Raw genomic sequence first — 24728 nt, 5'->3', positions numbered from 1 at the left:
CATCAACGATAATAATGACTTCGCTCAATTTCCTCGCGCACTTTATCCGGCACGAGGTAGCGAATACTTTTACCCGCTTTGATATAGTCGCGAATTTGTGTTGCAGAAATTTCCAAAAGCGGCGCATCTAAAATGGTGATACGTGCACCATGTGTTTCTGTAATCGCGAAGCCGGGTCTGTTGTATATATAAATAGGATAGTCGCGCAACAGTGCTTGGTAATTTTTCCAGCGATGGATGTTCTGAAAACTATCGCCACCCATGATCACCGCAAATTCATGCTGCGGATATTTCTCTTGTAAATAAGTGAGTGTATCGATGGTATAAGAGGGGCGGGGCAGTTTGAATTCTGCATCGCTCGCACGCAGTTGCGGATCTTCTTCAATTCCCAATTGCACCAAGTGCAAGCGATCATATTCGTTGAGGAGTCCGCCCTGCTTCAGCGGATTTTGAGGAGACACCACCAGCCAAACCTGTTGCACATCTGTATGGTTGGCTACATGTGCCGCAATGATTAAATGGCCCGTGTGAATGGGGTTAAAAGAACCGAAATACAGGCCAATTTTCATTTAATAGATTGATAATCAATTAATTATACAAAATCCTCTACAAGAATACTCTCCGCTTCGCTGATACGCAGGCTCAGGCTATAGCCGGCAACGGAAATCGAAATCGGGTCACCAAGCGGAGCAATCTGCTCTACCTGCACCACTTCGCCGGGCACACAGCCCATTTCCATCAACTTGATCAGGTTATCATCATTTTCTATTGAGCTGATCTTTACCCTTCTACCTACGCCAATTTCTGAGAGCCTTTTCATGTTTCCGTTTGTGGCACAAAAGTAATGCTGCCACATCGGTTTTTATGTCGAATTTTGGAGTTCTCTATATCATCACCCATGATCTATTTCCATCAGGCCGATAAAGCATTTCATTTCCGCGGCAAGCGCGAACTCCAGGATTTCATCGCTTTTCTCTTCAAAAAAGAGCAAAAAGCTTTATCCCAATTAGCTTATATCTTTTGTTCTGATGAATTTCTGCTCCAAATGAACCGGGATTTCCTCCAGCATGATTATTACACCGATATCATCACCTTCGGCTTATCCGCCAAAGGCGAACCCATCACTGGAGAAATTTACATTAGCCTGGACAGGGTAAAGGACAATGCCAAGTCCCTGGGCGTTACCGTTCGGGAAGAACAACTGCGTGTGATTTTCCATGGTGCACTGCATTTGTGTGGCTATAAAGACAAGACCAAAAAAGATATTGCCCTCATGAGACAAAAAGAGGACCAGTATTTGCGTTTATACCAAAAACGCACCCGATCATGAAATGGCTGACGCTCGTATTTGTTTTCCTTGTCTCTTTTGCCCATGCACAACGCTCTCAGGTAATTCTGCCCAATAAGGCTTTCAGACCCTCGCATACCCGCGACCTACAGCTGCAACAACAACTTATCGACCAACCCCTGTACACCAAGTTGAACCCAATGGAGCAGGAGCTCTATTATTGGACCAACTATGCTCGCCTCAATCCCAAAGCCTTGTGGGATAGTTTGTTTGTTCCCCTCCTGGTGGTGTATCCATCATTAAAGGGTAGTTATGCCAATAGCCTGAAGGAGACCCTGTACAATGCACAACCCCAGCCTTTTCTCAAACTCAATGAAACCCTGATCAAAGTAGCGCGCACCCATGCCAATGACAATGCACAAAACCCGGATGCGCCCACCCATACAGCCCGTGATGGAGAAAGCTTTGAGCAAAGGGTCAAAAACGCAGGCATCCGCTACTGTGCAGGGGAGAATATCAGTATGGGCCATGCTGATGTGCTTTTGGATCTACTATTATTATATCTGGACAAAGACCTGCCCAGCCTAGGCCACCGAAAAACCCTGATGAACCCCAACTTCACTACCATCGGTATTGGTTATGCTAAGGCCAATAAAAAAGACCAATGGGTGGCTGTACAAGAGTTTGCTTGCACACAATAAGGTTCCACGTAGCACAGTTTCAAGGAGAAACGAGGCTTTACTGAGATTCTTTATCGAAACTTGAATTGTTCCACGAATCACGGTTTCACCCCGGAACATGTACATTTGATTATGGCAAGAAAGCAATGGACACCACAAACCAACCTGACAGAAGCCGATTTGCTATCGAAAGAAAAAAAGAAGTGGCAGCTTGGCTTTCGCCGATTTGTACTGGAAGGATCCCCTAGTACAGAGTATGCGCCTTATTTCGGATTGGATAGCAAGGGTATTCGCGCCTGGCTGGAAGCACAGTTTGATGCGGACATGCACTGGGAGAACTTTGGCAAGCTTTGGCAGTTTGAACATGTGCTACCCCTGGCTTATTTGAACCTATCTGATGAAGCCGACCTGAGATTGGGCTGGCATTTCATCAATATCAGACCGGAAAGAATTGACCTTCCCAGAGAAAGACCCGGCCTCCAACAAATCAGGCAATACTTTGAAACCCTGCAGCAAGTATCCGGATTCTCTGTTTGTGCTGCCATGATAGAGAGAATTGCACAGATACCTGATCAACCTATTACCATCAGTGAGGGGCAAAAGCAGTTTCTGCAAAATAATTTGACAGCTCTGGAAGCCGCCCGCAGTTTTGATCAGGCAGATTTCCTTCGCCTGCACGAGGGTAGCAGCATAGCAGATCTCTTATTAGAAAAGGAAATATTGAAGAAGTTCGGGTAATCCAAAACCGGGCTCCAACGTTACACAACTATCTTTGCACCATGTTTCCAGTTTACGATGTGATAGTAGTGGGTGCCGGCCACGCCGGTTGTGAAGCTGCCGCAGCTGCCGCCAACTTGGGCAGTAAGGTTTTGCTGATCACCATGAATATGCAGACCATTGCCCAAATGAGTTGCAATCCCGCCATGGGTGGTATTGCCAAGGGGCAGATTGTGCGTGAGATAGATGCCATGGGTGGCTATAGCGGTATCGTTACCGACAAGAGTATGATCCAATTCCGCATGCTGAACCGCAGTAAGGGTCCGGCTATGTGGAGTCCCCGAACACAGAACGACCGTATGCTCTTTGCCGCAGTGTGGCGCGAAATGCTGGAACAAACACCCAATGTAGATTTCTACCAGGACATGGTACGCTCCATCATCATCAAAGATGGCAAAGCCTGTGGGGTGATTACTGGTCTAGGCCACGAAGTGAAAGCCAAGTCCGTTGTCGTAACCAGTGGTACCTTCCTGAACGGTGTGATCCATATCGGCGAAAAGCAATTGGGTGGAGGAAGAATTTCGGAGAAAGCAGCCACTGGTATCACAGAGCAATTGGTTGAATATGGATTTGAAAGCGACCGTCTGAAAACGGGTACACCGCCAAGAGTGGATGGTCGATCACTTGACTATACTAAAATGGAAGAGCAGAAAGGTGACGATATCATTACCGGATTCTCCTATCTGGATATACCGCGCATTCGTCCCGAGCAACAGCGCTCTTGCTTTATAACTTATACTAATCCCCAAGTACACGACATCTTGAAAACGGGTTTCGATAGAAGTCCGATGTACCAAGGCAGGATTGAAGGTGTTGGTCCGCGCTATTGCCCAAGCATCGAAGACAAGATCAACCGTTTCGCAGATCGTGATCGTCACCAAATCTTCGTAGAGCCGGAAGGGTGGAATACCGTTGAAATCTATGTAAACGGCTTCTCTACATCATTACCAGAAGAAGTGCAATACGAGGCACTTCGTACTATTCCTGGTTTTGAACATGTTCGTGTCTTTAGACCTGGCTATGCGATTGAATATGACTACTTCCCACCCACACAGCTCAAGCATTCATTAGAAACCAAACTCATTGATAATCTGTTCTTTGCGGGACAAATCAATGGTACCACCGGATATGAAGAAGCGGCTTGTCAGGGTTTGATGGCCGGCATCAATGCCCACCAGAAAGCCAATCAGCTGGAGCCAGTAATTCTGGAAAGAAGCGAAGCCTATATTGGTGTGTTGATTGACGACTTGATCAGCAAGGGTACGGATGAACCATACCGCATGTTCACCAGTAGAGCAGAATACAGAACCCTGCTGCGCCAAGACAATGCCGATCTACGTCTGACCGAAAAAAGTTTCCGCCTCGGCCTGGCTTCTCAGGAAAGAATGGAAAAGGTTTTGGCAAAACAGAACGCAGTGGCGGAAATCAAAAAAACGCTCCAACAATTCTCTGTAGAACCGGAGGAAATCAATCCCCATTTTCAATCCATCGGCTCTGCCGAATTGAGCGAAAAACAAAAAGCTTCCAAATTGGTACTTCGTCCCAATGTGGGATTGACGGATTTAACCAATGCCATTCCACGTCTGCAAGAAACCTTATCTGCCTATAAAACGGATCATTTAGAGCAGGCAGAAGTGCAAGTGAAATATGAGCGCTATATAGAAAAGGAACAAGAAATTGCTACGCGCATGCAGCAGATGGAATCTCTGGTTATTCCCGAAAGCTTTGATTATCATAAAGTGGCAGCATTGTCCAATGAGGCTTTACAAAAGTTTAATAAGATTCGTCCGAGGACTTTGGGACAAGCTTCCAGGATTTCAGGCGTCAATCCGAGTGATGTGCAGATATTGATGGTGTATATGGGTCGATAACTGATATAAAGAGTTATTAATTAGTTTTTTTCTAATTATTAATACATAAACACTCAATATGCGTATTGCTTTGCCCATTATTTGTGCCTGTTGCACTGTCCTCTTTGCAGCATGTAAGAACCAAAAGACCGAAACGCCTTCTGTGGCCGAATACCATGCAGCCCAAGATTCGGGGGTACAATCAGCCGGCATAAAGATGATCCCCATTGAAACGCCCGTGGGTAAATTCAAGGTTTGGACAAAGCGTATCGGCAATAATCCACGCATTAAAGTATTGCTTCTGCATGGCGGTCCGGCAATGACGCATGAATACATGGAATGTTTCGAAAGCTTTTTTCCAAAAGAGGGAATTGAATTCATAGAATATGATCAACTCGGCTCTTATTACTCAGATCAACCTACCGATTCCAGTTTATGGACAACAGGGCGATTTGTAGAGGAGGTTGAACAAGTGCGCAAAGCACTCGGACTGACAAAAGATAATTTTTTTCTACTCGGAAATTCCTGGGGCGGTATTCTTGCTATGGAATATGCACTCAAGTATCAACAAAATCTCAAGGGCTTAATTATTGCCAACATGATGGCAAGTGCGCCAGACTATGCACTCTATAATCTGAAGCTGCAGGCGCAAATGGATAAAAATACCATCGACAGCATCATGCTTTTACAGAATCAAGGAAAAACGAGCGATCCAAGATTTATGCAACTCTTGCAAGGTTATTATGATGAACACCTTTGCCGCATCACGCCTAATCCTGATCCTGTTCAGCGTTCATTTAAGCATGCCAATATGACCATCTACACCATGATGCAGGGCCCATCTGAATTTGGCATCAGCGGCAGATTAGCCAATTGGGATATCAAATCAAGACTGAAAGAAATTTCGGTTCCCACACTCACCATCGGCGCCAAGCACGATACCATGGATCCCGAGCATATGGAATGGATGAGCAAACAAATGCCCAAGGGTGAATATCTCTATTGCCCTAATGGAAGTCACCTAGCTATGTGGGATGATCAGCAAACCTTCATGAATGGTGTGATTCAGTTCATTCACAAAACAGACAAAGCAGCTAAATAATTTTTGGATAGACGGTTTCGCGGTTGATGTTTGAAATGTTTAGCTTTAATGCTTCACATTCACAAACCAACCGCATATGAGAAAACGCTGGCTATTGTTTTCTGCACTGCTTGCATGTGTTGTATCGCAAGCGCAGGAAACATTCTTCGTCAATGGCGTGGCAGACAAACGTGACGGCACTTATGCTTTCACCAATGCCACCATCGTGAAAGATGCAAACACCACATTACAGAATGCCACCATGGTCATTCGTGAAGGAAAAATTATTGCAGTAGGTAATGGCCTTGCCATACCGAAGGATGCAACAGTCATTGATTGTAAGGATAAATTTATTTATCCCTCTTTCATTGATATTTATAGTGATTATGGCATGCCGCAGCAAAACCGTCAGGCTGCACCATTCAACTTCAACGCACCCCCCCAATTGTTCAGCAACCAGAAAGGCGCTTATGGTTGGAACCAAGCGTTGAAAGCAGATGTAGAAGCACACAAATTATTTGCTGCTGATGAAGCGCGCGCAAAATCTCTGCGCGAAGGCGGCTTCGGCGTAGTGCTCACACACAACAAAGATGGTATTGCACGCGGAACAGGTACTGTTGTTGCTTTAGGCAGTGAGCGTGAGAACCTGATGATCCTGAAAGAAAAAGCGACTGCGCATTATTCTTTTAGTAAGGGAAGCAGCCAACAATCTTATCCCTCATCCATGATGGGTAATATTGCATTGTTGCGTCAAACCTATTTAGACGCACAATGGTATAAATCAAATCCTTCCGCCGAAGGCGTAAACATTACACTAAAAGCATGGAACGATGTACAGGGCTTACCGCAAATTTTCGATCCAAGTGATCGTCTCTCAGATTTGTGGAACCTAATGCGCGCAGACCGCATCGGTGATGAGTTTGGTGTACAGTACATTCTTAAAGCAACAGGTAAAGAATATCAGCGCATCAAAGAAGTGGCTGCTACCAAAGCACCATTAATTGTTGGGTTGAACTTTCCTGCTGCACAAGATGTAGAAGATCCCAACGATACAAGACTCGTTTCACTTGCGGATATGAAGCATTGGGAATTGGCACCATCCAATCCTGCTGCTATTGAAAAAGCGGGTATCCCTTTCTGCTTAACCCCGTCAGACACCCGCGATGTACGCACGTTCATGGCCAACCTACGCAAAGCAATGGAATATGGTCTCAGCGAAAAAGCTGCGATGGAAGCCTTGACGAAAAATCCGGCAACCATGCTTGGTGTGTATGATCAAGTTGGTAGCCTCGATGCAGGCAAGTGGGCCAACTTCGTTATCACCAACGGTCCTGTATTCGCAGAAAGAACAACCATTCTGCACAACTGGGTACAGGGTAAGAAATTTGGTATCAAAGAAGACAGCTGGAACAGCATCAACGGTCTCTATAATATTACTGTCATCAATGCTGATGGTAGCAACACCAATTACACATTAGATGTAAAAGGCAACAGCAACGCTACCGCTGTTGGTAAAGACACTTTGAACACACGCTTTAGCTTTGATGGCAAGATGGTGAAAATCAGTTTTGCTCCTGCTACACAGCGCAGAAGACCTGCTGGTTTTGGTGGTGGTAACTTCCAAGCACCTGCGTCACCACTTCCCGCGAATGCAACCAAACTCACCGGCGTAAGCAATGGCGATTACTGGCAGGGTACCGGTGTTGATTCATTGGGCAACGCAGTAAACTGGTCGGCTACTTTAACAACACCAGCAACAGCCAAAGCTGCAGAAGCGCCAGCACCAAAACCTGCACCAAAAGTTGGAGAGGTTATATATCCATTCACCGCATTTGGTGTTGGAGAGAACAACCAGCCTAAACAAGAAACCGTTTTGTTTAAAAACGCTACCGTTTGGACCAGTGATAAACAAGGCATTCTTCAGAATACAGATGTTTTGGTAAAGAATGGTAAGATTGATAAAGTAGGTAAGAATCTTTCTGCAGATGGCGCTCGTGTAATTGATGCAACAGGCAAACACCTCACCGCAGGTGTGATTGATGAACACTCACATATTGCTTCTGCTTCAACCAACGAGGGTGGACAAACTGTAACTTCTGAAGTGCGCATACAAGACAACCTCGATCCGGATGATATCAATATCTATCGTCAGTTAAGTGGTGGTGTAACATCTTCGCATATCCTGCATGGTTCTGCAAACACCATTGGCGGACAAACACAATTGATCAAGCTGCGTTGGGGTACCAACGATGAGGGTTTGAAGTTCCAAGGTGCTGATCCTTTCATCAAGTTTGCATTGGGTGAAAACGTAAAGCGTACATCAGCAGCTACTGGCAATAACCGATTCCCCGACACGCGCATGGGTGTGGAACAAGTATTGACAGATGCTTTCCAGCGTGCCAAGGATTATGAAGCCAACATGAAAGCAGTTGAGGCCAACAATAAAAAGAAAGGTGCAACGCCCATGATCTTCCGCAGAGATTTGGAACTGGATGCGTTGGTAGAAATCATGAACAAAAAGCGCTTCATCACTTGTCACTCTTATGTAGCAAGTGAAATCACTTCAACCATGCGCGTAGCAGAAAAGTTCGGCTTCCGCGTAAATACGTTCACGCATATTTTGGAAGGATATAAAGTAGCAGATAAAATGAAAGAACATGGTGCAGCTGCTTCTACCTTCTCTGATTGGTGGGCTTACAAGTTGGAAGTACAAGATGCCATTCCGCAGAATGCTGCGATCATGAATGCGGTTGGACTGAACGTGGCCATCAATTCTGATGATGCAGAAATGGCGCGTCGCCTGAATCAGGAAGCTGCTAAGAGTGTGAAGTATGGTGGTGTAAGCGAAGAAGATGCCTGGAAAATGGTTACCATCAATCCTGCCAAGATGCTGCACGTAGATGATAAAGTAGGTAGCATCAAAGCCGGTAAGGATGCTGATCTGGTATTGTGGAGCGACAATCCACTGAGCATTTATGCCAAATCACTCTACACCATGGTAGACGGTACCATTTATTTTGATCGTGAAAAAGATCTGCAAATGCGTAAAGACGTTAAAGCAGAGCGCCTTCGCCTGATCAGCAAAATGGTGGGCGAAAAAGCACAGGGCCGCCCAACCATTCCGGCACAACCGAGCTATAAGTATATCCACACTTGTTTAGACCATGGTCATAAACTGGGTATGCTGGAAATTGAAGCAGAAGATGCTGATGAACATGATAACCACTAAACTGAGACACATGAAAAAGACACTCTTTATATGCGCCGCCTGGTTGTCGCTCAGCGTAGCAACCGCACAGGAAACTGTGTATCCGGCCAAAGAACAAAAAGGTTTACTCTTTATCAAGAATGGTACCGTTCACGTTGGTAATGGTCAGGTAATTGAAAATGCCACCATTGAAGTAAGAGATGGTAAGATCACCAAAGTGGGCAGCAATATTGCCATTCCTGCAGATGATGTAAAAGTATATGACGCCAAGGGTAAGCATGTTTACCCGGGCCTGATTCTGCCAACATCCACTCTGGGTATTCAGGAGATTGGAGGTAATGCCGTTCGTGGTAGCAACGACTATCGTGAAATTGGTGATGTAAATGCTGGTGTACGCGCACTTGCAGCATACAATGCTGATTCTAAAATCATCAACACGGTAAAAGCCAATGGTATTTTACTGGCACACATCATTCCGCAAGGTTCGCTCGTGGGTGGTGTTTCATCAGTAGTACAGCTGGATGCCTGGAATTATGAAGATGCTGCCTATGCACCGGACAATGGCATGAACTTATATATGCCCAGTTTGCTCGCTGGTCCCGGTGGCCGCTTCGGCAGATTATTTGCTGCCTTTGGCGGACAAATTCAAACAGATCCTGTTAAGCAGGCTTTGGATAGAATTGAAGCGGTGAAAGAATTCTTCCGCGATGCAAAAGCTTATTATCAAAAAGATGCTAAGACCAGTATCAATATCAAGTTTGAAGCAGCAAGACCATTGTTTGAGAAAAAACAAAAACTCTTTGTACACTGCGATCAGGTAAAGCAAATGTTGCTCGCACTTGATTTTGTAAAAGAGTTTGGGTTTGATGTGGTGATTGTAGGTGGTTCTGAAAGCTGGCAGATTGCTGATCTGCTGAAGCAGAACAATGTGCCTGTGATCTTATCTCAAATGCACAACCTGCCAACATTGGATGATGATGATATTGATCAGCCATTCAAAACACCTGCTGCTTTACAAAAAGCCGGTGTACTATTTGCTATTACTGATGATGATTCACAGAATCGTGGTCGTAACATGCCTTTCAATGCAGGTACTGCCGTAGCTTATGGCTTGGATAAAGAGGCCGCCATTAGTGCTATGACACTGAATACAGCAAAGATTCTGGGTATTGCGAATAGAACCGGTTCTATTGAAGTAGGTAAAGATGCCAATATCGTCATCAGCGAAGGTGATATCCTGGATATGCGCAGCAGCAAAATCAGCCATGCGTTTATACAGGGCCGTCATGTGAGCCTGGACAATAAGCATAGCCAATTGTACGAGCGCTATAAGCACAAATACGGTATCAAATAAACCTAGTGGTTTTGAATAGATTCAATCCCTTCACGAAATCGTGAGGGGATTTTTTTGTGGTACGAAATCAGATAAAGACCTTTAGGGTATGACCGCTGCCATTATCAAGGGACTATTGCTGGGCTTACTGCTCAGCATTTCAGTTGGGCCGGTTATTTTTTCTATCATCAAGCAAAGCATCAATAACGGACACAAAGGTGGATTTGCCTTTGTTGCTGGCGTTAGCGCAAGTGATATCAGTCTGGTGCTCTTCAGTCAGTTGTTTACAGAGTTATTCCGCACACTCATTGATTATAAAAAAGAAATTGGTGTGGGCGGAAGCATACTACTGATCATCATTGGTGTGTATGTTTTGTTCTTTAAAAAAGTAATGGTAAATGAGGAAGGTGAGCAGATAATTCAATTGCGCAAGCGCGATATTGTTCGGGTATTTCTATCTGGTTATTTCATGAATATCCTCAACCCCAGCGTGATTGCATTCTGGCTCATCATTGCAACATCTGTAGTGGGCCTTAGTTTTTCGCACCGAGTTGTTTTATTTGGTACCTGCTTATTCGTGGTTTTGCTGACAGATTTGGCCAAGGTTTTTCTGGCAGGTGCACTGCGCAAAAAACTGACACCAAAAAACATTCATTACATCAATATCCTTTCGGGCCTTATTCTGATTGGCTTTGGTATTGCGCTGATCTGGGGCACACTGGCTTTTGGTGATTGTTTATCATAGTCTTAACGATTTAACTATATACCTCCACTTAACTTGCAGCCAATGCATAAAACACTACTGCTACTTATTGTACTCTTGTGCACATCGGTTGCTTTTGCTCAGAGAGGTGTGCTGATTGTTAAAAAAGGTGAAACCACTGTTACGCGCTATTACGAAGGCGCTTTCCTTCAATTCTATCATCCTGGTGGCGGATTGGTGCAGGGCTGGATTAGAAAAAACAAAAACGATAGTATTCACCTGATGCTGGGCTATATGGGTCTTGTAAAAGCCGGAATGGGTACTAAGATTGATACAGTAAGACAAGGGTTTGATGTGTTTTCTATCAAAGACGTTGCAGCAATTCCTAAAGACGCGCGCTTTACCTCTATCTGGAAAAGCCCGGGAAGTCTCTTGCAGTTGGGTGCTGCAGCATATGGCGGTATCAATCTGCTGAACTCAATTACCAGAGGTATTCCATTGTTTTCCGATGGTAATGGTACCAGATTGGGTATAACAGCTGGCGTATTTGTGGTGGGCTTGGTCTTACAAAAGCTGGAGAAGGACCGCATGGTTATGGGAAAAAAATATCGGGTTGAAATGCTGGAATTGTAATTTTAGCCAGCATGAAAAAAATCTGGAGCTTCTTCAAAAAAGCATTTCTCTTCTGCTTCATCAGCTCACTGGTGTATTTATTGGTTTGTCGGTTTCTGTTTCCGCCTATCACCATCACACAGCTCGGCGATAGCTTTTCTTATGGACTCAAACGAGATTATGTACCTTGGAGCCAGATATCACGCAATGTGAAATTGGCAGTTATTGCAAGCGAGGACCAAACCTTTCCTGATCACAATGGATTTGATTTGAATGCCATTCAGAAAAGCCTCAACCCAAAAAAGAAGAACAAGAAAAAGAAATTACCACTTGGCGCCGGCGCCAGTACCATTACACAACAAACCGCTAAGAATGTCTTTCTCTGGCAGGGCAGCGGCCCCATTCGTTATGTACGCAAGTTACCCGAAGCGTATTTTACTTTATTGATTGAATGGATATGGGGCAAACAACGCATTCTGGAAGTCTACCTGAATGTAATTGAAATGGGGCCGGGCATATTTGGTATTGAAGCGGCTGCTCAATATTATTATGGTAAACATGCCAAAGATTTGTCTCGCGCTGAAGCGGCATCCATCATCGCTTGCTTACCCAATCCAAAAAGATTTACCGTGAAACCAGCATCCAGATTTGTTGGTTGGAAACAGCAGTGGATTATGCGTCAGATGAATCAGCTGGAAGGCGATGAAGATCTGGAAGCTATTTTGAAAAAATAAATCGGTCTATTGCTGCTTTCGCTGAAGCGAAACGCGCTTCATCTTCTCCGCTGATCAATGCCCAAGGAACAGACTGATTAATCAGTATATCTTGATAAATGTGAAACAACTCTTTGCGCGGACCTTCATCTGGATATTCGCGTAATTCATCTTTGGTCCAGGGTAAATCAATATTACAAAGCAAATAGAGATCGTATTTGCGCGTAATGATCTCGTCGAGAATGAATTGATGGCATTTCCCAAACACGTATTCGCACCACACTTTCATCACATACATGTCTGTATCCACAAACAATAGTGGACTTGGATTATCCGATTGATTCTTGCATACCAGTGACGCGTATTCATCTTCCAGCGCTAATTGTCCCTTGGCAATCAGTTCCAAATCATCCATATCATAATTGGTGCCATTGGTGAGCAAATACTCACGTGCAAACTCTGGACACCATTCTGTTTGATAATGCTGTGCCAGCTCTTCGCAAAGTGTGCTTTTACCCGTACTCTCGGGTCCGATAATCACTATTTTTTTGAGGCTTTGCTCCATGCGGGTTTTTGCTTCAGTACTTTTTTATAGATCGGACAGGTTGCTTCATGTGCGCCCGGCAGAAAGCCGGCACTCATCAGAAACTCATTCACAATCTCACCTCCGGTAAAACGAAAAGTTTTCCGAAATAGTTTAACCCAATCCTGTTTTGTTAGTGGATGATGTGCATCTAACCAATTTCGAAAAGAGCCATGCGATTTTTGTATTGTAAGAATAGTCTTTGCGTTCTCTATAGCAGCCAGAATCTTCAAGCGGTTTCTGATAACGCCCGCATCATTCATCAAGCGTTCTATATCTGCATCGGTATAGGCCGCAACCTTCTTAATCTTAAACTGATGATAGGCTTTGCGAAAACTCGCTTCCTTGCGTAGAATGGTTGTCCAGCTTAAACCAGCCTGATTGATTTCTAAAATCAATCGGCAGAATAATTCATCATCGGTTTCAATAGGAAAACCATAGGCCTTATCATGATAGGCTTGATGCATTGCCGCGTCCTCCGGCTTCATTTGTGCTATCGCGCTGCAATAACTCATGCGTGTGTATTTTGTCTGGCTTTCTGCATCCAGCTGATGAAGCCAAATACCGCCAGGATGAGTAATACGAGGTATTGTACACTCGTAAACACAAAGCCTTTCACGAAGTACAGGGGTATGGATGCAATATTGGTTGCTATCCACCAGATCCAGCTCTCAACTTTTTTTCTGGCCATCAGCCACATGCCCGTAAAGGCGGTTGCCGAAGCAAAAGCATCTGCCCAAGGAATGGCTTCCGGTGCAAAGGAGGTTTGCAGCCAACTCAGTGCTGCGTAAATCGCTGTATAAAATCCAGCAAAGAATAATAACTGATGCAACCACGCTTGCTTTGTACTGAATTGAATGTGTAATACGGCTTCGTGCTTCACGGCATCTTTCTTGCTCCAGAGTATCCAGCCATAAATACTCATGATAGTATAATACAGGTTCACGCTGGCTTCACCGAAGAGGTTTGCTTTCAGGCTGAGGTAGATATAAATCGTGGTATTGATGAGTCCGACAGGATAAACCAGTATGTGCTCCTTCCTACTGAACCATACACTGCCAATACCCGCGAAAACAGCGATGAACTCTAAGAAGGTCGTTGCTTTTAAGCCGCTGATGAATTGTTCCAGAATCGTGTTCATGCGCCCGCTTGTTTTTTTCTGTGTGCTTCTTCACGCATCATGGCTTCATAATCAATGCCGTCTTCCTTCATCAGCTCCAGTCCGTAATTGCGCAAATATTCGATTACTTCAACCGCACGCTTTCCTTTTTCCGTAAGAGAATACTCGGTTCGTGGCGGCACTTCCGCATAGGTTTTCTTTTGTACAAAACCTTCAGTTTCCAGTTGCTTTAATGTTTGTGAAAGCATTTTCTGGCTGATATGTTCAATATCTTTCTGCAGCTCAGTATAGCGCCATGTTTTTTTGCGTAAACGCCATAACACCGGAATCTTCCAAGTGCCTCCTAGCTTCTTCAGCACAAAATCAACCGGGTTATAAAAGATTTCTTTATTGATGATTACATCGGGCATGGACTAAAATTAGGCATTCCCTACCAAAAGGTGCGTAACGGTCATATTAGTGTTGTACATGGTTGGGGGCCTTAATGCATTCACTTTTATGTTACAAATACAGTTAACATGAAACAGTTATTAACAATGCTCGCAACGCTCTTCTTGTTTGATGTTGCCGTAGCGCAACACAATGCCGGTAATAATGGTAAGATCCTGATGGTGGTTAGCAACCCATCTATATCTAAAACAACCGGATGGCCTATTGGTGTATGGTATGCAGAATTAACACATCCTTATTGGGCTTTCAGTGAAGCTGGTTATCAGGTAGACATTGCCAGCCTCAATGGCGGTGAAATACAATTTGATGGATTTAGTGATCCGGAAGATGCCAGTAAATATGCAGCTTTTGATTATGTGTCCTTGGGCTTTAAAAAAGATCCGGCGAAAATGGCACTTACTAAAAACACCCTCAAACTGTCCAACATTAATCCTGCAGATTACAAAGCCATTTTCCTTTGCGGTGGTCAGGGACCGATGTTTACTTGGCGCAACAATCCTGAAATAGCCACTTTCTTTTCTAATTTCTATCAAACGGGTAAACCCGCTGCCGCTATTTGCCATGGCACCGCTGTACTCTTAGAAGCAAAGCTGCCTAATGGCAAATACCTTGTTGAAGGAAAACGTTGGACGGGTTTTGCTAACAGTGAAGAAAACTATGCGGATGCTTATGTAGGTATGAAGATTCAACCATTCCGCATTGAAGACGAAGCACGCAAAATGCCCAATAGTCGCTTTGAAGTAGCACACATGTTTGATGCGCACGCAGTAAAATATGGGAATCTAATTACAGGCCAACAACAAAACTCAGGCGCAGCAGCAGCAGAACTAGTGCTCAAGGCGCTGGAAGAAGATAAAAAACGTTATCCAACATATGTGCTGGTACATGGTGCATGGGCAGACGAAAGTGCCTGGGGCTTCGTACGCAATGAGCTTGCTCAAAAGGCCAATGTTGTTGTCGTAAACCTACCCGCCCATGGAGCAGACAACACTTATGGTGCAGGGGTTGGACTCGCAAACTATGTTAAAACGGTAAGTGATGCTATTAACGCGGTAAGCGGTAGGGTGATATTGGTGGGCCACTCCATGGCTGGCGCAATCATTTCACAAGTGGCAGAAAACATGCCCGGTAAAATTGACCGCTTGATTTATGTAGCCGCGTATCTGCCGAAGAATGGAGAGTCTGTACAAGGCATCAATACCAGTTTCTATGGTAACAAACCAATTGAGATATTCTCTTTCAATCAAGATTACTCCCTTGTCTCGGTTGAAAAAGAAGCGTTACCAACGGTTGTGTGTGCCGACTGCCCAGACTATATGAAAGAAACAATTGTAAAGTATCACAGAGCAGAACCCACCAAAGGCTTTAATGATGTGGTGAAGCTGGGCAATAATTTCAAAGCCATACCCAAATACTATATCAGTACCAAGAATGATAATGCAGTACCCTATGCATTACAACAAAAAATGATCAAAGCAAATGGTCAGATCAAACAAGTGGTAGAAATGGAAACATCACACCTTCCGTTTGTAGTAAAACCACAAGAATTTCTGCAAAACATTTGGCAATTCAGCAAATAAACAACCATGAAGCAAATCTGCATATTGCTGCTAGTGATTTGTCTGCCAATATTTGTTCAGGCGCAGATCAACGAAAGTGATACTGCACGTGTACAATTGCGTAGCAGTATCACCAGTAATTACCAAGCAGGCAATGTGCAATTGTTTGCACTGCGTGGAAGAATAGAACTGTCTGCCGCGGGAAAAAAATTCGTATTCAAAACGCAGAACAATGGTTTGTATCAATCCTTTTTTAAAACCAAGGCCGATGCAGATCTCTTCAGCAGAAACTTTCTCTATTATCGTCCACAACAGCCTGTCTATCCTTTTGTGATGGGCTTTGTGGCCAGCAATTATCGTCTCAAAATCAATACACGTGTGTTTGTTGGCGGAGGCGCTACCTGGCAAATGATCAAATTATCTAAGAGCAACATCAAACTATCTGCTTCGATGGTGTATGAACAAACCTATTTCTCGCGCAGGCAATTCAATAACACCCACTACACCGGACAAAACCAAATTCGTTTGTGGCGTGCAACATCCTGGTTAGCTGGGCAACATCGATTCAATGAAAACGGGCTTCGCTTGCATTACACTATTTATTATCAGCCGGGTTTAGACGGACAAAATAATTACCGGGTTTCCGGTGAAGCCGGCTTGGATTGTCCTATACACAAAGGATTGGGTTTCACAATGCTCTACACCAATCTCTATGAGCAAGTGGTGGTGAGTGGTGTGCAACAGCGTGATGCATTGTTCTCTTTCGGATTGAATTATCAACTGAAAAAACGAAAAGATGAAAATACCTTCAACCACAAGAATTGAAGCCTTTAGTGATGGTGTCATGGCCATCATCATCACTATTCTTGTTTTAGAATTACATGTGCCGCAACTCGCCGAACAGTTTACACAACAAGCATTGATGCACGCGCTTAAAGAGCTGGCGCCTAAACTCATTGCTTATGCATTCAGTTTTCTAGTAATTGCAATTTTCTGGGTTAACCACCACAATTTCTTTCATCACCTTACACATTCGGACGCTGGCCTGCTCTGGCACAACAACCATTTACTTTTCTGGCTCAGCCTGATTCCTTTGCCAACAGCTTTTATTGGCGAACACCCCTTCAGTAATGCCGCCAATATGGGTTATGCTTTTGTAATGCTTTGTGCGGCTTTGTCTTTTACCTTAATGAGCAGACATGCGATGTATAAAGGCGAACTGATGACAGAAGCCGTTGACAATCAACAAAAGAGATCCCTGATTCGGCGTTCGCTAGTTGGTCCGTCTCTTTACGCCTGCGGATTATTGGCCGCGATTGTCTACGCGCCTGCTGCTTGGTTATTTTTTATCGCCGTTCCTTTGTATTTTTTCAGACCCAAACATATTCAACAACAAAACAAGACAACATGATACGCACCGCATCTGCCGTATGGAACGGCTCAGGAAAAGAAGGCAACGGTCACCTTACCACACAAAGCACCGTACTCAACAAAACACAATATTCATTCAACTCGCGCTTTGCTGATGGCATTGGTACCAATCCGGAAGAATTGGTGGCCGCCGCACATGCGGGTTGCTTTACCATGAAGCTGAGCTTTGTGCTAGGCGCAGCGGGCTTTACACCGGAAGCATTGGAAACAACTTGTGAGATTGAATTGCGCGATGGCGCCATCACCAAATCGCACTTAATTGTAAAAGCCAAAGTGCCCGGCATCGGCGAGGAACAATTTCAGGCTTGCGTAAAAGATGCAGAAGCCAATTGTCCCATCAGTAAATTGTACAACACTGCCATCTCATCGGATGCTGCATTGGTATAGATCATTCCCTTGCTAAAAACAAAACCCCGACGATACTGTCGGGGTTTTTATTAAATATAGCTCGATCTTAATTATTCTGCTTCTGCAACCACTTCCTTCACTTCAGGAATCATGCGCTTCATCATGCCTTCAATGCCAGCTTTCAGCGTGATCATAGAAGAAGGACAACCGCTGCAGCTTCCCTGCAACATCAGGTTCACCACGCCTTCATTGTAACTCTTGAACTGAATAGCACCGCCATCCATTTCAACTGCTGGCTTCACATAATTCTCCAACAATTCCTTGATGCGCTTCACGATATCATCGTCATCTGCATGTACGGTGTTGGTAGCCTCCTGCTTCATCTTCACCACTTCATCTTCATTCACCACCACGCCGCCATTCTCCAGATAATCTTTCAGGAACTCCTTAATGGTTGGGATCACATCCTGCCAATCTTCTGTATCCGCTGTTTTGGTCAGCGTGATAAAATTGCTGGCGATGAAAACGCTCTTGATAAAAGGAAAGCTGAACAATTCCTTAGCCAAAGGCGAAGGGCCCGCAGCACTTTCATCAGCGATATCGATGCTTTTACCGGGATACAGGAGTTTGTTGGCGACAAACTTCATGGTTTCCGGGTTGGGCGTCATCTCTGTATAGATGCTGATCACGGGATTGCCTGTCTTGATCATACGAATGATTTTAAGGTCGGGTACAAAAATAACGGGTTTCGGGCGGGCAGCACGGCCGATCCGACCCTTTTTGCCGAAAGCGACGGGTGTTTTTTCGTTTATCGAAAGACCGCGCAGGCTATGTGGGCATTTGTTACCTTAGTCGCATGCAAAAGAAACTCTTTCTGCTCGATGCCTTTGCCTTGATTTTCCGGGCTTATTATGCCCTGATCCGCAATCCGCGCATCACCTCTACGGGCAGAAACACCAATGCCCAGTTTGGCTTTACCAATACACTTTTCGACCTCATTAATAAAGAAAAGCCCACCCACCTAGCTGTATGTTTTGATGTGGAGGGCAAAACAGAACGCCATACAGATTTCGCTGATTATAAAGCCAATAGACAAGAAGCACCTGAAGACTTGTTGGAATCTGTTCCGGATATCCAACGCATTATCCGCGGTTTCAATATTCCGGTGATTGGTGTAGAGGGCTATGAAGCCGATGATGTGATCGGCACGCTCGCCTGGCAAGCCCATGATGCGGGTTATGAAGTCTATATGGTTACGCCCGATAAAGATTATGGCCAGCTCGTGCGCGATGGTGTCTATATATACAAGCCCGGCTATCAGGGTGGTGATGTGGAGATCATGGGCCCTGCGGAAGTTTGTACGAAGTGGAATATTGAACGCGTAGACCAGGTGATTGATATCCTAGGTTTGATGGGCGATGCGGTGGACAATATACCCGGCATACCCGGTGTGGGTGAGAAAACAGCAGCAAAGCTCTTGAAAGAATACAATACGCTGGAAAACGTGTTGGCCAATGCAGAAGCCATCAAAGGTGCATTGGGTGAAAAAGTACGCAACGGTAAGGAACTCGCCGTGATGAGTAAAAAGCTGGCAACCATCATCACCAATGTGCCGGTGGATTTTCATGAAGAAGATTTTCGTTTAAAAGAATGGAATACAGAAGCCCTAACCGAAGTATTTACTGAGTTAGAATTCAAAACACTTGGTAAGCGTATTCTAGGTGAAAGCTTCAACGCATTTGCAACGCCACCGGTTGGTGTGCAGACGGATTTGTTTGGCAATGTGGTAGAACAACCGGAGAAGAAAACGGAAAAACTAATTGATCCCGCGCCCGCCGCAGAAGCGGGACTCAGCGCCACGCGCAATATCCATAACACACCGCATAACTATTTGTTGGTGAACGATGCTGCAGCGATTGATGCATTGGTGAAAGAACTGCAAGGCATAGAAGAAATTTGTTTCGATACAGAGACAACACATATTGATCCAATGCTCGCAGAATTGGTGGGCATTAGCTTTTCGTATAAAGCAGGTGAAGGATATTATATTCCTTGTCCGGCCGATAGAAAAGCAACCGAAACAATTCTTACACAACTCGCCCCATTATTCAACGATGCCAACAAGCGTTGGGTGGGACAAAACATCAAGTATGATTTATTGGTGTTGAAAAATTATGGTGTTGTTCCTTCGGGCTCATTGTTTGATACGATGTTGGCGCATTACCTCATTGAGCCGGAAGGTAGACGCAGCATGGATTTGCTGAGTGCGCAATATCTCGGCTATGAGCCCGTGCATATTGATGAACTCATTGGTAAGAAAGGTAAGAACCAGGGCACCATGCGCGATGTGGATGTAGAAAAGGTGAAAGAATATGCAGCAGAAGACGCAGACATAACATTACAACTAAAACAAGTCTTCACACCACAATTGCAACAGAAAGAAGTGCAACGTGTATTTGATGAGGTGGAAACGCCTTTGGTACGCGTACTCACCGATATGGAGTTTGAGGGTGTGCGTGTAGATGAAGGTTTTTTACATGAGTATAGTAGGTTGTTGGATGAAGAAGCGCGTCAAGCAGAAAAATCAGTGTATGAACAAGCGGGTGTGAAATTCAATTTGGCATCGCCTAAACAATTGGGTGAAGTGTTGTTTGATAAACTGCAATTAGATCCTTCTGCGAAAAAAACCAAGACGGGTCAGTACCAAACCGGGGAAGATGTGTTGAATAAACTTGCGGTGAAGGGTCACAAAATTGTAGATGATATTCTGGCCTTCAGAGAACTCACCAAACTCAAATCAACTTATGTAGACGCGTTGCCAGAAATGATTCATCCGCGTACGGGACGGGTGCACACTTCCTATGCACAGGCCGTTGCGGTTACAGGGAGATTGAGCAGCAATAATCCAAACCTGCAGAATATTCCAATTAGAACAGCACGCGGCAGAGAAATCAGAAAAGCATTTGTGCCGAGAGATAAAGAACATATTTTATTGAGCGCGGATTATTCGCAGATTGAATTACGCATTGTTGCCGCCATTAGTGGTGATCCAAATATGTGTGAAGCGTTTCGTTTGGGCAAAGACATCCACACCGCAACCGCAGCAAAAGTCTATGGTGTGGCTGAAGCAGATGTGACCAAGGAAATGCGTTACAAAGCCAAGAGTGTAAACTTTGGTATCATCTATGGACAAGGTGCTTTTGGTTTGGCGGATAATCTGGGCATTAGCAGAACCGAAGCCAAGGAAATTATTGATAACTATAAAAGAGAATTTGCCGGCATCCAGAAATACATGGATGACACGGTGAACTTCGCCAAAGAAAACGGCTATGTGCAAACCGTGATGGGCCGTAAGCGTTGGTTGCGTGACATCAACTCGTCCAATTTCACGGTGCGTGGCTTTGCAGAACGCAACGCCATCAACTCACCGATACAGGGAACTGCTGCTGATATGATCAAGCTGGCGATGATTCGTATTCACAAAGCCATGCGGCAAGAAAAGCTGCGCAGCAAAATGATTCTGCAAGTGCATGATGAATTGGTCTTTGATGCACACAAGAGCGAAGTAGATACACTGAAGGCGCTCATCTTAGAAAATATGCGTGCCGCATTGCCTTTACCCAACAATGTGCCTGTTGAAGCCGAAGTGGGCGCGGGCGATAATTGGCTGGAAGCACATTAAACCAAACACATGAACCAACAAGAAGCCATCATCACGAAATTTTATACAGCGTTTCAGCAGAAAGATGCTGCCACAATGAATAGTTGCTATGCCGATGATATCGTATTCAGCGACCCGGTCTTTGGTATGATGCAGGGTGATGCCGTTCGTGCGATGTGGCAGATGCTTTGTGCAAGAGCCAAGGATTTCTCATTGGAGTTTGGCAATATTCAATGTTTGGATGAGGAGTATGCTACTTGTAACTGGACAGCTACTTACACATTCGGCGCAACGGGCAGAAAAGTGGTGAATAAGATTACTGCGCACGTGCGCATTCAGAATGGCATCATCACAGAACATTCTGATGCTTTTTCTTTGTATCGTTGGTGCAAGCAAGCCCTTGGTCCCATTGGCTGGATCTTTGGCTGGAGCGGGTTTCTACACAACAGCGTTCGCCGAAAAGCGTTAAGAGGATTATCACAATTCATGCAACAAGCAGCTCATTAATATGCGCCCAGATTATTGGATGATTATTGAAAAGATTGGCAGTCGCTATTTTGTGGTAGCGGGCCTTGCTTTTCTGGTTTTCTATGTATTGCTGCGCAAACAAATTGCGTATAAGAAAATACAGCTGCGTTTCCCCAAGAATAGCGACTTCCTAAGAGAAGCCGGATTTTCACTTTTGTCAATTGCTATCTTTCCGGTCTATATGTTGGTGCTAACACATCCCACCATTGCTCCACACACCACACGCTACACAGATATCCACGAATATGGCTGGTTCTACTATTTCGCTTTGTTTCCGGTTTTGTTTGTATTGCATGATGCTTATTTCTACTGGACCCATCGCGCCATGCATCATCCGGCCTTGTTCAAATGGTTTCATCTGGTGCATCATAAATCCACTAACCCATCACCCTGGGCAGCCTATGCTTTTCATCCGCTGGAAGCCTTGGTAGAAAATGGCATCGTTGCTGTTTTCTTTTTCACTGTACCCATTCACATCACGCAAGTGGCTATATTCTTTTTATTATCGATCGTCTATAATGTATATGGTCACCTAGGCTATGAATTATATCCGAAGGGGTTTCAGCGCAGCCTAATCGGTAAATGGATCAACACATCGGTGAACCACAATATGCACCACCAATATTTTAAAGGGAATTATGGTTTGTATTTTTTGTGGTGGGACCGATGGATGGGTACTATCCGTCCGGATTATGAAGAAAGATTTGATGAGGTAAAGAACAGAACCGCATCAACGCCCGCGCACAATCCAGTTCTGTAATTGTATGCCGCCATTGCCTTGTACAGTAACGGTTCTTTGCTGATTTCCTGCTGACAATGAAATCGTATTGGTTCCTGCCTGTAATGGAATGCGTACATATTGAATAAATGCTGGCAGACTTTGCCAGTTACGGGTGTCTGCTTTTTCAGTAGCGCTATTGACCATGTTCACCAACAGGCCAACTGCTGCACCAATAGCTTCCGCATTTTCAGCATCTTTTCTTTTTTCCGCATCCGTTTTTTTGGTGCCATCTTTTTTTGTGTCGCTCTTTTGTGCTGCTGCGGTAGCTACTGCTTCTGAACCCCTCTCAGCCAGTTTTTTTACCAGCTGTCTGATTAAAGCATTGGCAATTTCTTTGCCCATGCGCTCTTGCATCAGTCTTGCACAAAGCGCATTCAAATTTTCTACATCTTCTGCGCGATAGTTACGGCCATTGGCGCTGATACTCAGTGTTGGCGTATGATAACTTCTTGCCTGATAATAAGGAATTGCTACGGTTGTATTTCGGATCTGACTCAGTTGATAGTCGTTCCACCTGTTTGCATCAATAAAAACATCTTGTCGAATACCGTCAGTTCCGATAAAATAAAATCCGTTGACGCCCTGTGTGATGGAAAAACGGATTTCCTCTTTTGCGGGTGCGGCCCCAGATTCAATGAACAAGACCAACCAACCACCCGCGGGATTTTGTATTGAATCGGGCTTAGGATTGGTTGCTTTGGCATAACGTGTAGCCTCATCAGTAAATCCTGATGCATGTGCGGTTCTGATGAGGTCTTGCTTGAGTTGTTCCGGCAGACTTACACCGTAATAATTGCCGCCGTTTTTCAAGTATAAATCAACAGCGTTACGATAGCTGATAAAAGCATTGTTAACCTCGCCTGTTGTTTCATAAATGAGTCCTTGCAAAATCAGCGCAAAAGCATCTTGCTGGTATTTATTCTCTTTGCGCGTTTTATCGTTCAGCGCATCTTCACTAAGCTGAATTCTTCTTGCTTCAACACGCGCTCCATCAATATTACCCAACTGCAGGTAGTTCAGGGCTTTGTAATAATGCACGAGAAAACGCTCATGGTCTTCGCCCAGATAGGTTTGCAGCATGGGGTTAACGCTCGCGCCAAGCACAACATCTCCTGCAGACTTACGCTTTTCTTCAATGAGTGCATCTGCTTTATTCAAGTAAAGATTACTACTATCATACAAACCACGAAGATGAAACAGTTTTCCCTTTTCCATAAAATAGAGCAACTGGTTTCTGTCGCGTTGCATATAGCTATTCCGGCTAAGCAAAGCATCTGCACGCTCATAATGTCCAGCATCTACTTGTTGATAGTATGCAGACAGTTTGCGCTGATAGGTAGCACAGGAAAATAAAACGGGTATACATAGGAGCCCTATCCATACCCGTTTGGAAAAGCCATTCATGTGAAGCTGTTTAGCTGCTTAGTTCTTTACGTACTTCGCAATTTTTTTATCGCCTATCCAAACCACTTCATTGGTTTCAATATTGGTGAGCTCCAGATTCACCTGATAGGTAACCGTTTTCTTGCGCTTATAGGCATCAACGATAGAATTAATTGAGCCTTGCAGAATATAATCAGCACCATTCTCCAATCCAAACTTTTTCATGGTGCTTTGTGATGCATTGGTTTGCTGGTCTGCTTTTTCAGCACGCAGTTCTTCGCGCTTTTTGCCGCTTTGTACCAAGCCCACTTTATCTGTGCGGATAAAGCTGCGCTCTAAATCTTTCATGAAGGTCTCTGCTTCAATATGCTCGTGGCTTTTGTTGCTTACCATACCCACAATCACAACGGGCTTTTTACCTTTTGTGGTGAGGTGATTGTTGATCCACTTTGCAGTCAAAACGTCGCCAATCATTTCATCTGCCGTGAGGCGACTATCAGTATTATTCCATTTACCGCTGATATCTGGTGTTTCTGCGGGATCGATTCGGGTAACTTGTCTGTTGGCACAAGCTGCAGCAAAAAATATGATGGCTGCAAAAAGGGTAATGCGTGTAAACTTAAACATGCTTCGGGTTAT

The 24728-nt window shown here is 44.5% G+C and carries 26 protein-coding genes; 17 read left to right on the top strand and 9 right to left on the bottom strand.

The annotated features are described in order from the left end of the window. Window positions 1–2: 2 nt before the first annotated feature. Together J0L83_10835 and J0L83_10830 are read right to left on the bottom strand one after the other, a co-directional pair. Window positions 3–569 (bottom strand): nicotinate-nucleotide adenylyltransferase, encoded by a 567-nt coding sequence (locus J0L83_10835; protein ID MBN8665065.1) that lies wholly within the window; start codon window positions 567–569, stop codon window positions 3–5. A gap of 23 nt (window positions 570–592) precedes the next feature. Further along, the gene (locus tag J0L83_10830) at window positions 593–820 is read right to left on the bottom strand and encodes a ferrous iron transport protein A (GenBank protein ID MBN8665064.1); all 228 of its coding nucleotides are present in this window, start codon (window positions 818–820) and stop codon (window positions 593–595) included. Between the two features lie 78 nt (window positions 821–898). On the opposite strand from J0L83_10830, the gene ybeY reads away from it, so the two are divergent. The 10 genes from ybeY (at window position 899) to mtgA (ending at window position 12266) form a co-directional block, all read left to right on the top strand. Continuing rightward, window positions 899–1330: an rRNA maturation RNase YbeY gene (gene ybeY / locus J0L83_10825; GenBank protein ID MBN8665063.1), complete on the top strand. Its 432-nt coding sequence runs from the start codon at window positions 899–901 to the stop codon at window positions 1328–1330. Continuing rightward, the gene (locus J0L83_10820; GenBank protein ID MBN8665062.1) at window positions 1327–1989 is read left to right on the top strand and encodes a CAP domain-containing protein; all 663 of its coding nucleotides are present in this window, start codon (window positions 1327–1329) and stop codon (window positions 1987–1989) included. Before ybeY ends, J0L83_10820 begins: the two co-directional genes overlap by 4 nt. A 111-nt stretch (window positions 1990–2100) precedes the next feature. Next, window positions 2101–2706, top strand: coding sequence for a hypothetical protein (locus tag J0L83_10815; GenBank protein MBN8665061.1), 606 nt, complete (start codon window positions 2101–2103; stop codon window positions 2704–2706). Between the two features lie 41 nt (window positions 2707–2747). After that, window positions 2748–4616: a tRNA uridine-5-carboxymethylaminomethyl(34) synthesis enzyme MnmG gene (mnmG, locus tag J0L83_10810; protein ID MBN8665060.1), complete on the top strand. Its 1869-nt coding sequence runs from the start codon at window positions 2748–2750 to the stop codon at window positions 4614–4616. 58 nt (window positions 4617–4674) lie between these two features. Beyond that, window positions 4675–5697, top strand: a complete 1023-nt coding sequence (locus tag J0L83_10805) for a proline iminopeptidase-family hydrolase (protein ID MBN8665059.1) — start codon at window positions 4675–4677, stop codon at window positions 5695–5697. Window positions 5698–5773: 76 nt separating this feature from the next. After that, entirely contained in the window at window positions 5774–8905 is a 3132-nt protein-coding gene (locus J0L83_10800; protein MBN8665058.1) for an amidohydrolase family protein, read from the top strand. Window positions 8906–8915: 10 nt separating this feature from the next. Beyond that, window positions 8916–10238, top strand: coding sequence for an amidohydrolase family protein (locus tag J0L83_10795; protein MBN8665057.1), 1323 nt, complete (start codon window positions 8916–8918; stop codon window positions 10236–10238). An 88-nt stretch (window positions 10239–10326) separates the two neighbouring features. Further along, window positions 10327–10962 (top strand): LysE family transporter, encoded by a 636-nt coding sequence (locus tag J0L83_10790; protein MBN8665056.1) that lies wholly within the window; start codon window positions 10327–10329, stop codon window positions 10960–10962. Between the two features lie 42 nt (window positions 10963–11004). Then, window positions 11005–11553 carry a hypothetical protein gene (locus tag J0L83_10785; protein ID MBN8665055.1) on the top strand — a complete coding sequence of 183 codons (549 nt, stop codon included), beginning with the start codon at window positions 11005–11007 and terminating at the stop codon, window positions 11551–11553. A gap of 11 nt (window positions 11554–11564) precedes the next feature. Then, complete coding sequence (mtgA, locus tag J0L83_10780) at window positions 11565–12266, top strand: monofunctional biosynthetic peptidoglycan transglycosylase (protein MBN8665054.1); 702 nt, start codon at window positions 11565–11567, stop codon at window positions 12264–12266. Here the strand turns inward: mtgA and J0L83_10775 are convergent. Genes J0L83_10775 through J0L83_10760 form a run of 4 tightly spaced genes read right to left on the bottom strand, consistent with a single transcriptional unit; the run spans window position 12250 to window position 14358 of the window. Further along, window positions 12250–12810, bottom strand: coding sequence for an ATP-binding protein (locus J0L83_10775; protein MBN8665053.1), 561 nt, complete (start codon window positions 12808–12810; stop codon window positions 12250–12252). The genes mtgA and J0L83_10775 overlap by 17 nt on opposite strands. Beyond that, complete coding sequence (locus J0L83_10770) at window positions 12786–13343, bottom strand: DNA-3-methyladenine glycosylase I (GenBank protein MBN8665052.1); 558 nt, start codon at window positions 13341–13343, stop codon at window positions 12786–12788. Before J0L83_10770 ends, J0L83_10775 begins: the two co-directional genes overlap by 25 nt. Beyond that, window positions 13340–13969, bottom strand: a complete 630-nt coding sequence (locus J0L83_10765; protein MBN8665051.1) for a nicotinamide mononucleotide transporter — start codon at window positions 13967–13969, stop codon at window positions 13340–13342. The genes J0L83_10770 and J0L83_10765 overlap by 4 nt, the downstream gene beginning before the upstream one ends. Next, complete coding sequence (locus tag J0L83_10760) at window positions 13966–14358, bottom strand: helix-turn-helix transcriptional regulator (protein ID MBN8665050.1); 393 nt, start codon at window positions 14356–14358, stop codon at window positions 13966–13968. Before J0L83_10760 ends, J0L83_10765 begins: the two co-directional genes overlap by 4 nt. Before the next feature lie 108 nt (window positions 14359–14466). On the opposite strand from J0L83_10760, the gene J0L83_10755 reads away from it, so the two are divergent. The 4 genes from J0L83_10755 to J0L83_10740 are packed head-to-tail and all read left to right on the top strand — an operon-like array spanning window position 14467 to window position 17775. Next, complete coding sequence (locus J0L83_10755) at window positions 14467–15978, top strand: alpha/beta fold hydrolase (GenBank protein MBN8665049.1); 1512 nt, start codon at window positions 14467–14469, stop codon at window positions 15976–15978. A gap of 6 nt (window positions 15979–15984) precedes the next feature. Further along, complete coding sequence (locus tag J0L83_10750) at window positions 15985–16782, top strand: DUF481 domain-containing protein (protein MBN8665048.1); 798 nt, start codon at window positions 15985–15987, stop codon at window positions 16780–16782. Continuing rightward, a complete protein-coding gene (locus J0L83_10745) occupies window positions 16754–17368 on the top strand; it encodes a DUF1211 domain-containing protein (protein ID MBN8665047.1) in 615 nt (204 codons plus the stop codon). Before J0L83_10750 ends, J0L83_10745 begins: the two co-directional genes overlap by 29 nt. Continuing rightward, window positions 17365–17775: an OsmC family protein gene (locus J0L83_10740; GenBank protein MBN8665046.1), complete on the top strand. Its 411-nt coding sequence runs from the start codon at window positions 17365–17367 to the stop codon at window positions 17773–17775. The genes J0L83_10745 and J0L83_10740 overlap by 4 nt, the downstream gene beginning before the upstream one ends. Before the next feature lie 71 nt (window positions 17776–17846). Here the strand turns inward: J0L83_10740 and J0L83_10735 are convergent, their stop codons facing one another. Then, on the bottom strand, window positions 17847–18446 hold the full coding sequence (locus J0L83_10735) for a NifU family protein (protein MBN8665045.1): 600 nt from the start codon (window positions 18444–18446) through the stop codon (window positions 17847–17849). 146 nt (window positions 18447–18592) lie between these two features. On the opposite strand from J0L83_10735, the gene polA reads away from it, so the two are divergent. From polA to J0L83_10720, 3 genes are read left to right on the top strand one after another with little or no spacing between them, the layout of a single operon-like run. Further along, window positions 18593–21418, top strand: coding sequence for a DNA polymerase I (gene polA, locus J0L83_10730; GenBank protein ID MBN8665044.1), 2826 nt, complete (start codon window positions 18593–18595; stop codon window positions 21416–21418). 9 nt (window positions 21419–21427) lie between these two features. Next, on the top strand, window positions 21428–21904 hold the full coding sequence (locus J0L83_10725) for a nuclear transport factor 2 family protein (GenBank protein ID MBN8665043.1): 477 nt from the start codon (window positions 21428–21430) through the stop codon (window positions 21902–21904). A 1-nt stretch (window position 21905) separates the two neighbouring features. Next, a complete protein-coding gene (locus J0L83_10720) occupies window positions 21906–22685 on the top strand; it encodes a sterol desaturase family protein (protein ID MBN8665042.1) in 780 nt (259 codons plus the stop codon). On the opposite strand, the gene J0L83_10715 is transcribed toward J0L83_10720, so the two are convergent. Next, the gene (locus J0L83_10715; GenBank protein ID MBN8665041.1) at window positions 22656–24068 is read right to left on the bottom strand and encodes a hypothetical protein; all 1413 of its coding nucleotides are present in this window, start codon (window positions 24066–24068) and stop codon (window positions 22656–22658) included. The two genes, J0L83_10720 and J0L83_10715, sit on opposite strands and share 30 nt — an antisense overlap. Window positions 24069–24128: 60 nt before the next feature. After that, window positions 24129–24716 (bottom strand): penicillin-binding protein activator LpoB, encoded by a 588-nt coding sequence (locus tag J0L83_10710; GenBank protein ID MBN8665040.1) that lies wholly within the window; start codon window positions 24714–24716, stop codon window positions 24129–24131. Between the last annotated feature and the right edge of the window lie 12 nt (window positions 24717–24728).

The organism is Chitinophagales bacterium (assembly GCA_017303835.1).
GTDB lineage: Bacteria > Bacteroidota > Bacteroidia > Chitinophagales > Chitinophagaceae > JAFLBI01.
Note: the sequence above shows the minus strand (reverse complement) of the source record. Positions and strands in the feature narration are given on the sequence as shown.

Bases quoted from the DNA above. Each gene is read 5' to 3' on its own strand.
- J0L83_10740 (MBN8665046.1), top strand. From the start codon at position 17,365: ATGATACGCACCGCATCTGCCGTATGGAACGGCTCAGGAAAAGAAGGC.
- J0L83_10755 (MBN8665049.1), top strand. From the start codon at position 14,467: ATGAAACAGTTATTAACAATGCTCGCAACGCTCTTCTTGTTTGATGTT.
- J0L83_10710 (MBN8665040.1), bottom strand. From the start codon at position 24,716: ATGTTTAAGTTTACACGCATTACCCTTTTTGCAGCCATCATATTTTTT.
- J0L83_10745 (MBN8665047.1), top strand. From the start codon at position 16,754: ATGAAAATACCTTCAACCACAAGAATTGAAGCCTTTAGTGATGGTGTC.
- J0L83_10720 (MBN8665042.1), top strand. From the start codon at position 21,906: ATGCGCCCAGATTATTGGATGATTATTGAAAAGATTGGCAGTCGCTAT.
- J0L83_10830 (MBN8665064.1), bottom strand. From the start codon at position 820: ATGAAAAGGCTCTCAGAAATTGGCGTAGGTAGAAGGGTAAAGATCAGC.
- ybeY (MBN8665063.1), top strand. From the start codon at position 899: ATGATCTATTTCCATCAGGCCGATAAAGCATTTCATTTCCGCGGCAAG.
- mtgA (MBN8665054.1), top strand. From the start codon at position 11,565: ATGAAAAAAATCTGGAGCTTCTTCAAAAAAGCATTTCTCTTCTGCTTC.
- mnmG (MBN8665060.1), top strand. From the start codon at position 2,748: ATGTTTCCAGTTTACGATGTGATAGTAGTGGGTGCCGGCCACGCCGGT.
- J0L83_10815 (MBN8665061.1), top strand. From the start codon at position 2,101: ATGGCAAGAAAGCAATGGACACCACAAACCAACCTGACAGAAGCCGAT.
- J0L83_10785 (MBN8665055.1), top strand. From the start codon at position 11,005: ATGCATAAAACACTACTGCTACTTATTGTACTCTTGTGCACATCGGTT.
- J0L83_10765 (MBN8665051.1), bottom strand. From the start codon at position 13,969: ATGAACACGATTCTGGAACAATTCATCAGCGGCTTAAAAGCAACGACC.
- J0L83_10735 (MBN8665045.1), bottom strand. From the start codon at position 18,446: ATGATCAAGACAGGCAATCCCGTGATCAGCATCTATACAGAGATGACG.
- J0L83_10725 (MBN8665043.1), top strand. From the start codon at position 21,428: ATGAACCAACAAGAAGCCATCATCACGAAATTTTATACAGCGTTTCAG.
- J0L83_10770 (MBN8665052.1), bottom strand. From the start codon at position 13,343: ATGAGTTATTGCAGCGCGATAGCACAAATGAAGCCGGAGGACGCGGCA.
- J0L83_10775 (MBN8665053.1), bottom strand. From the start codon at position 12,810: ATGGAGCAAAGCCTCAAAAAAATAGTGATTATCGGACCCGAGAGTACG.
- J0L83_10750 (MBN8665048.1), top strand. From the start codon at position 15,985: ATGAAGCAAATCTGCATATTGCTGCTAGTGATTTGTCTGCCAATATTT.
- J0L83_10795 (MBN8665057.1), top strand. From the start codon at position 8,916: ATGAAAAAGACACTCTTTATATGCGCCGCCTGGTTGTCGCTCAGCGTA.
- J0L83_10790 (MBN8665056.1), top strand. From the start codon at position 10,327: ATGACCGCTGCCATTATCAAGGGACTATTGCTGGGCTTACTGCTCAGC.
- J0L83_10805 (MBN8665059.1), top strand. From the start codon at position 4,675: ATGCGTATTGCTTTGCCCATTATTTGTGCCTGTTGCACTGTCCTCTTT.
- J0L83_10820 (MBN8665062.1), top strand. From the start codon at position 1,327: ATGAAATGGCTGACGCTCGTATTTGTTTTCCTTGTCTCTTTTGCCCAT.
- J0L83_10800 (MBN8665058.1), top strand. From the start codon at position 5,774: ATGAGAAAACGCTGGCTATTGTTTTCTGCACTGCTTGCATGTGTTGTA.
- J0L83_10835 (MBN8665065.1), bottom strand. From the start codon at position 569: ATGAAAATTGGCCTGTATTTCGGTTCTTTTAACCCCATTCACACGGGC.
- J0L83_10760 (MBN8665050.1), bottom strand. From the start codon at position 14,358: ATGCCCGATGTAATCATCAATAAAGAAATCTTTTATAACCCGGTTGAT.
- polA (MBN8665044.1), top strand. From the start codon at position 18,593: ATGCAAAAGAAACTCTTTCTGCTCGATGCCTTTGCCTTGATTTTCCGG.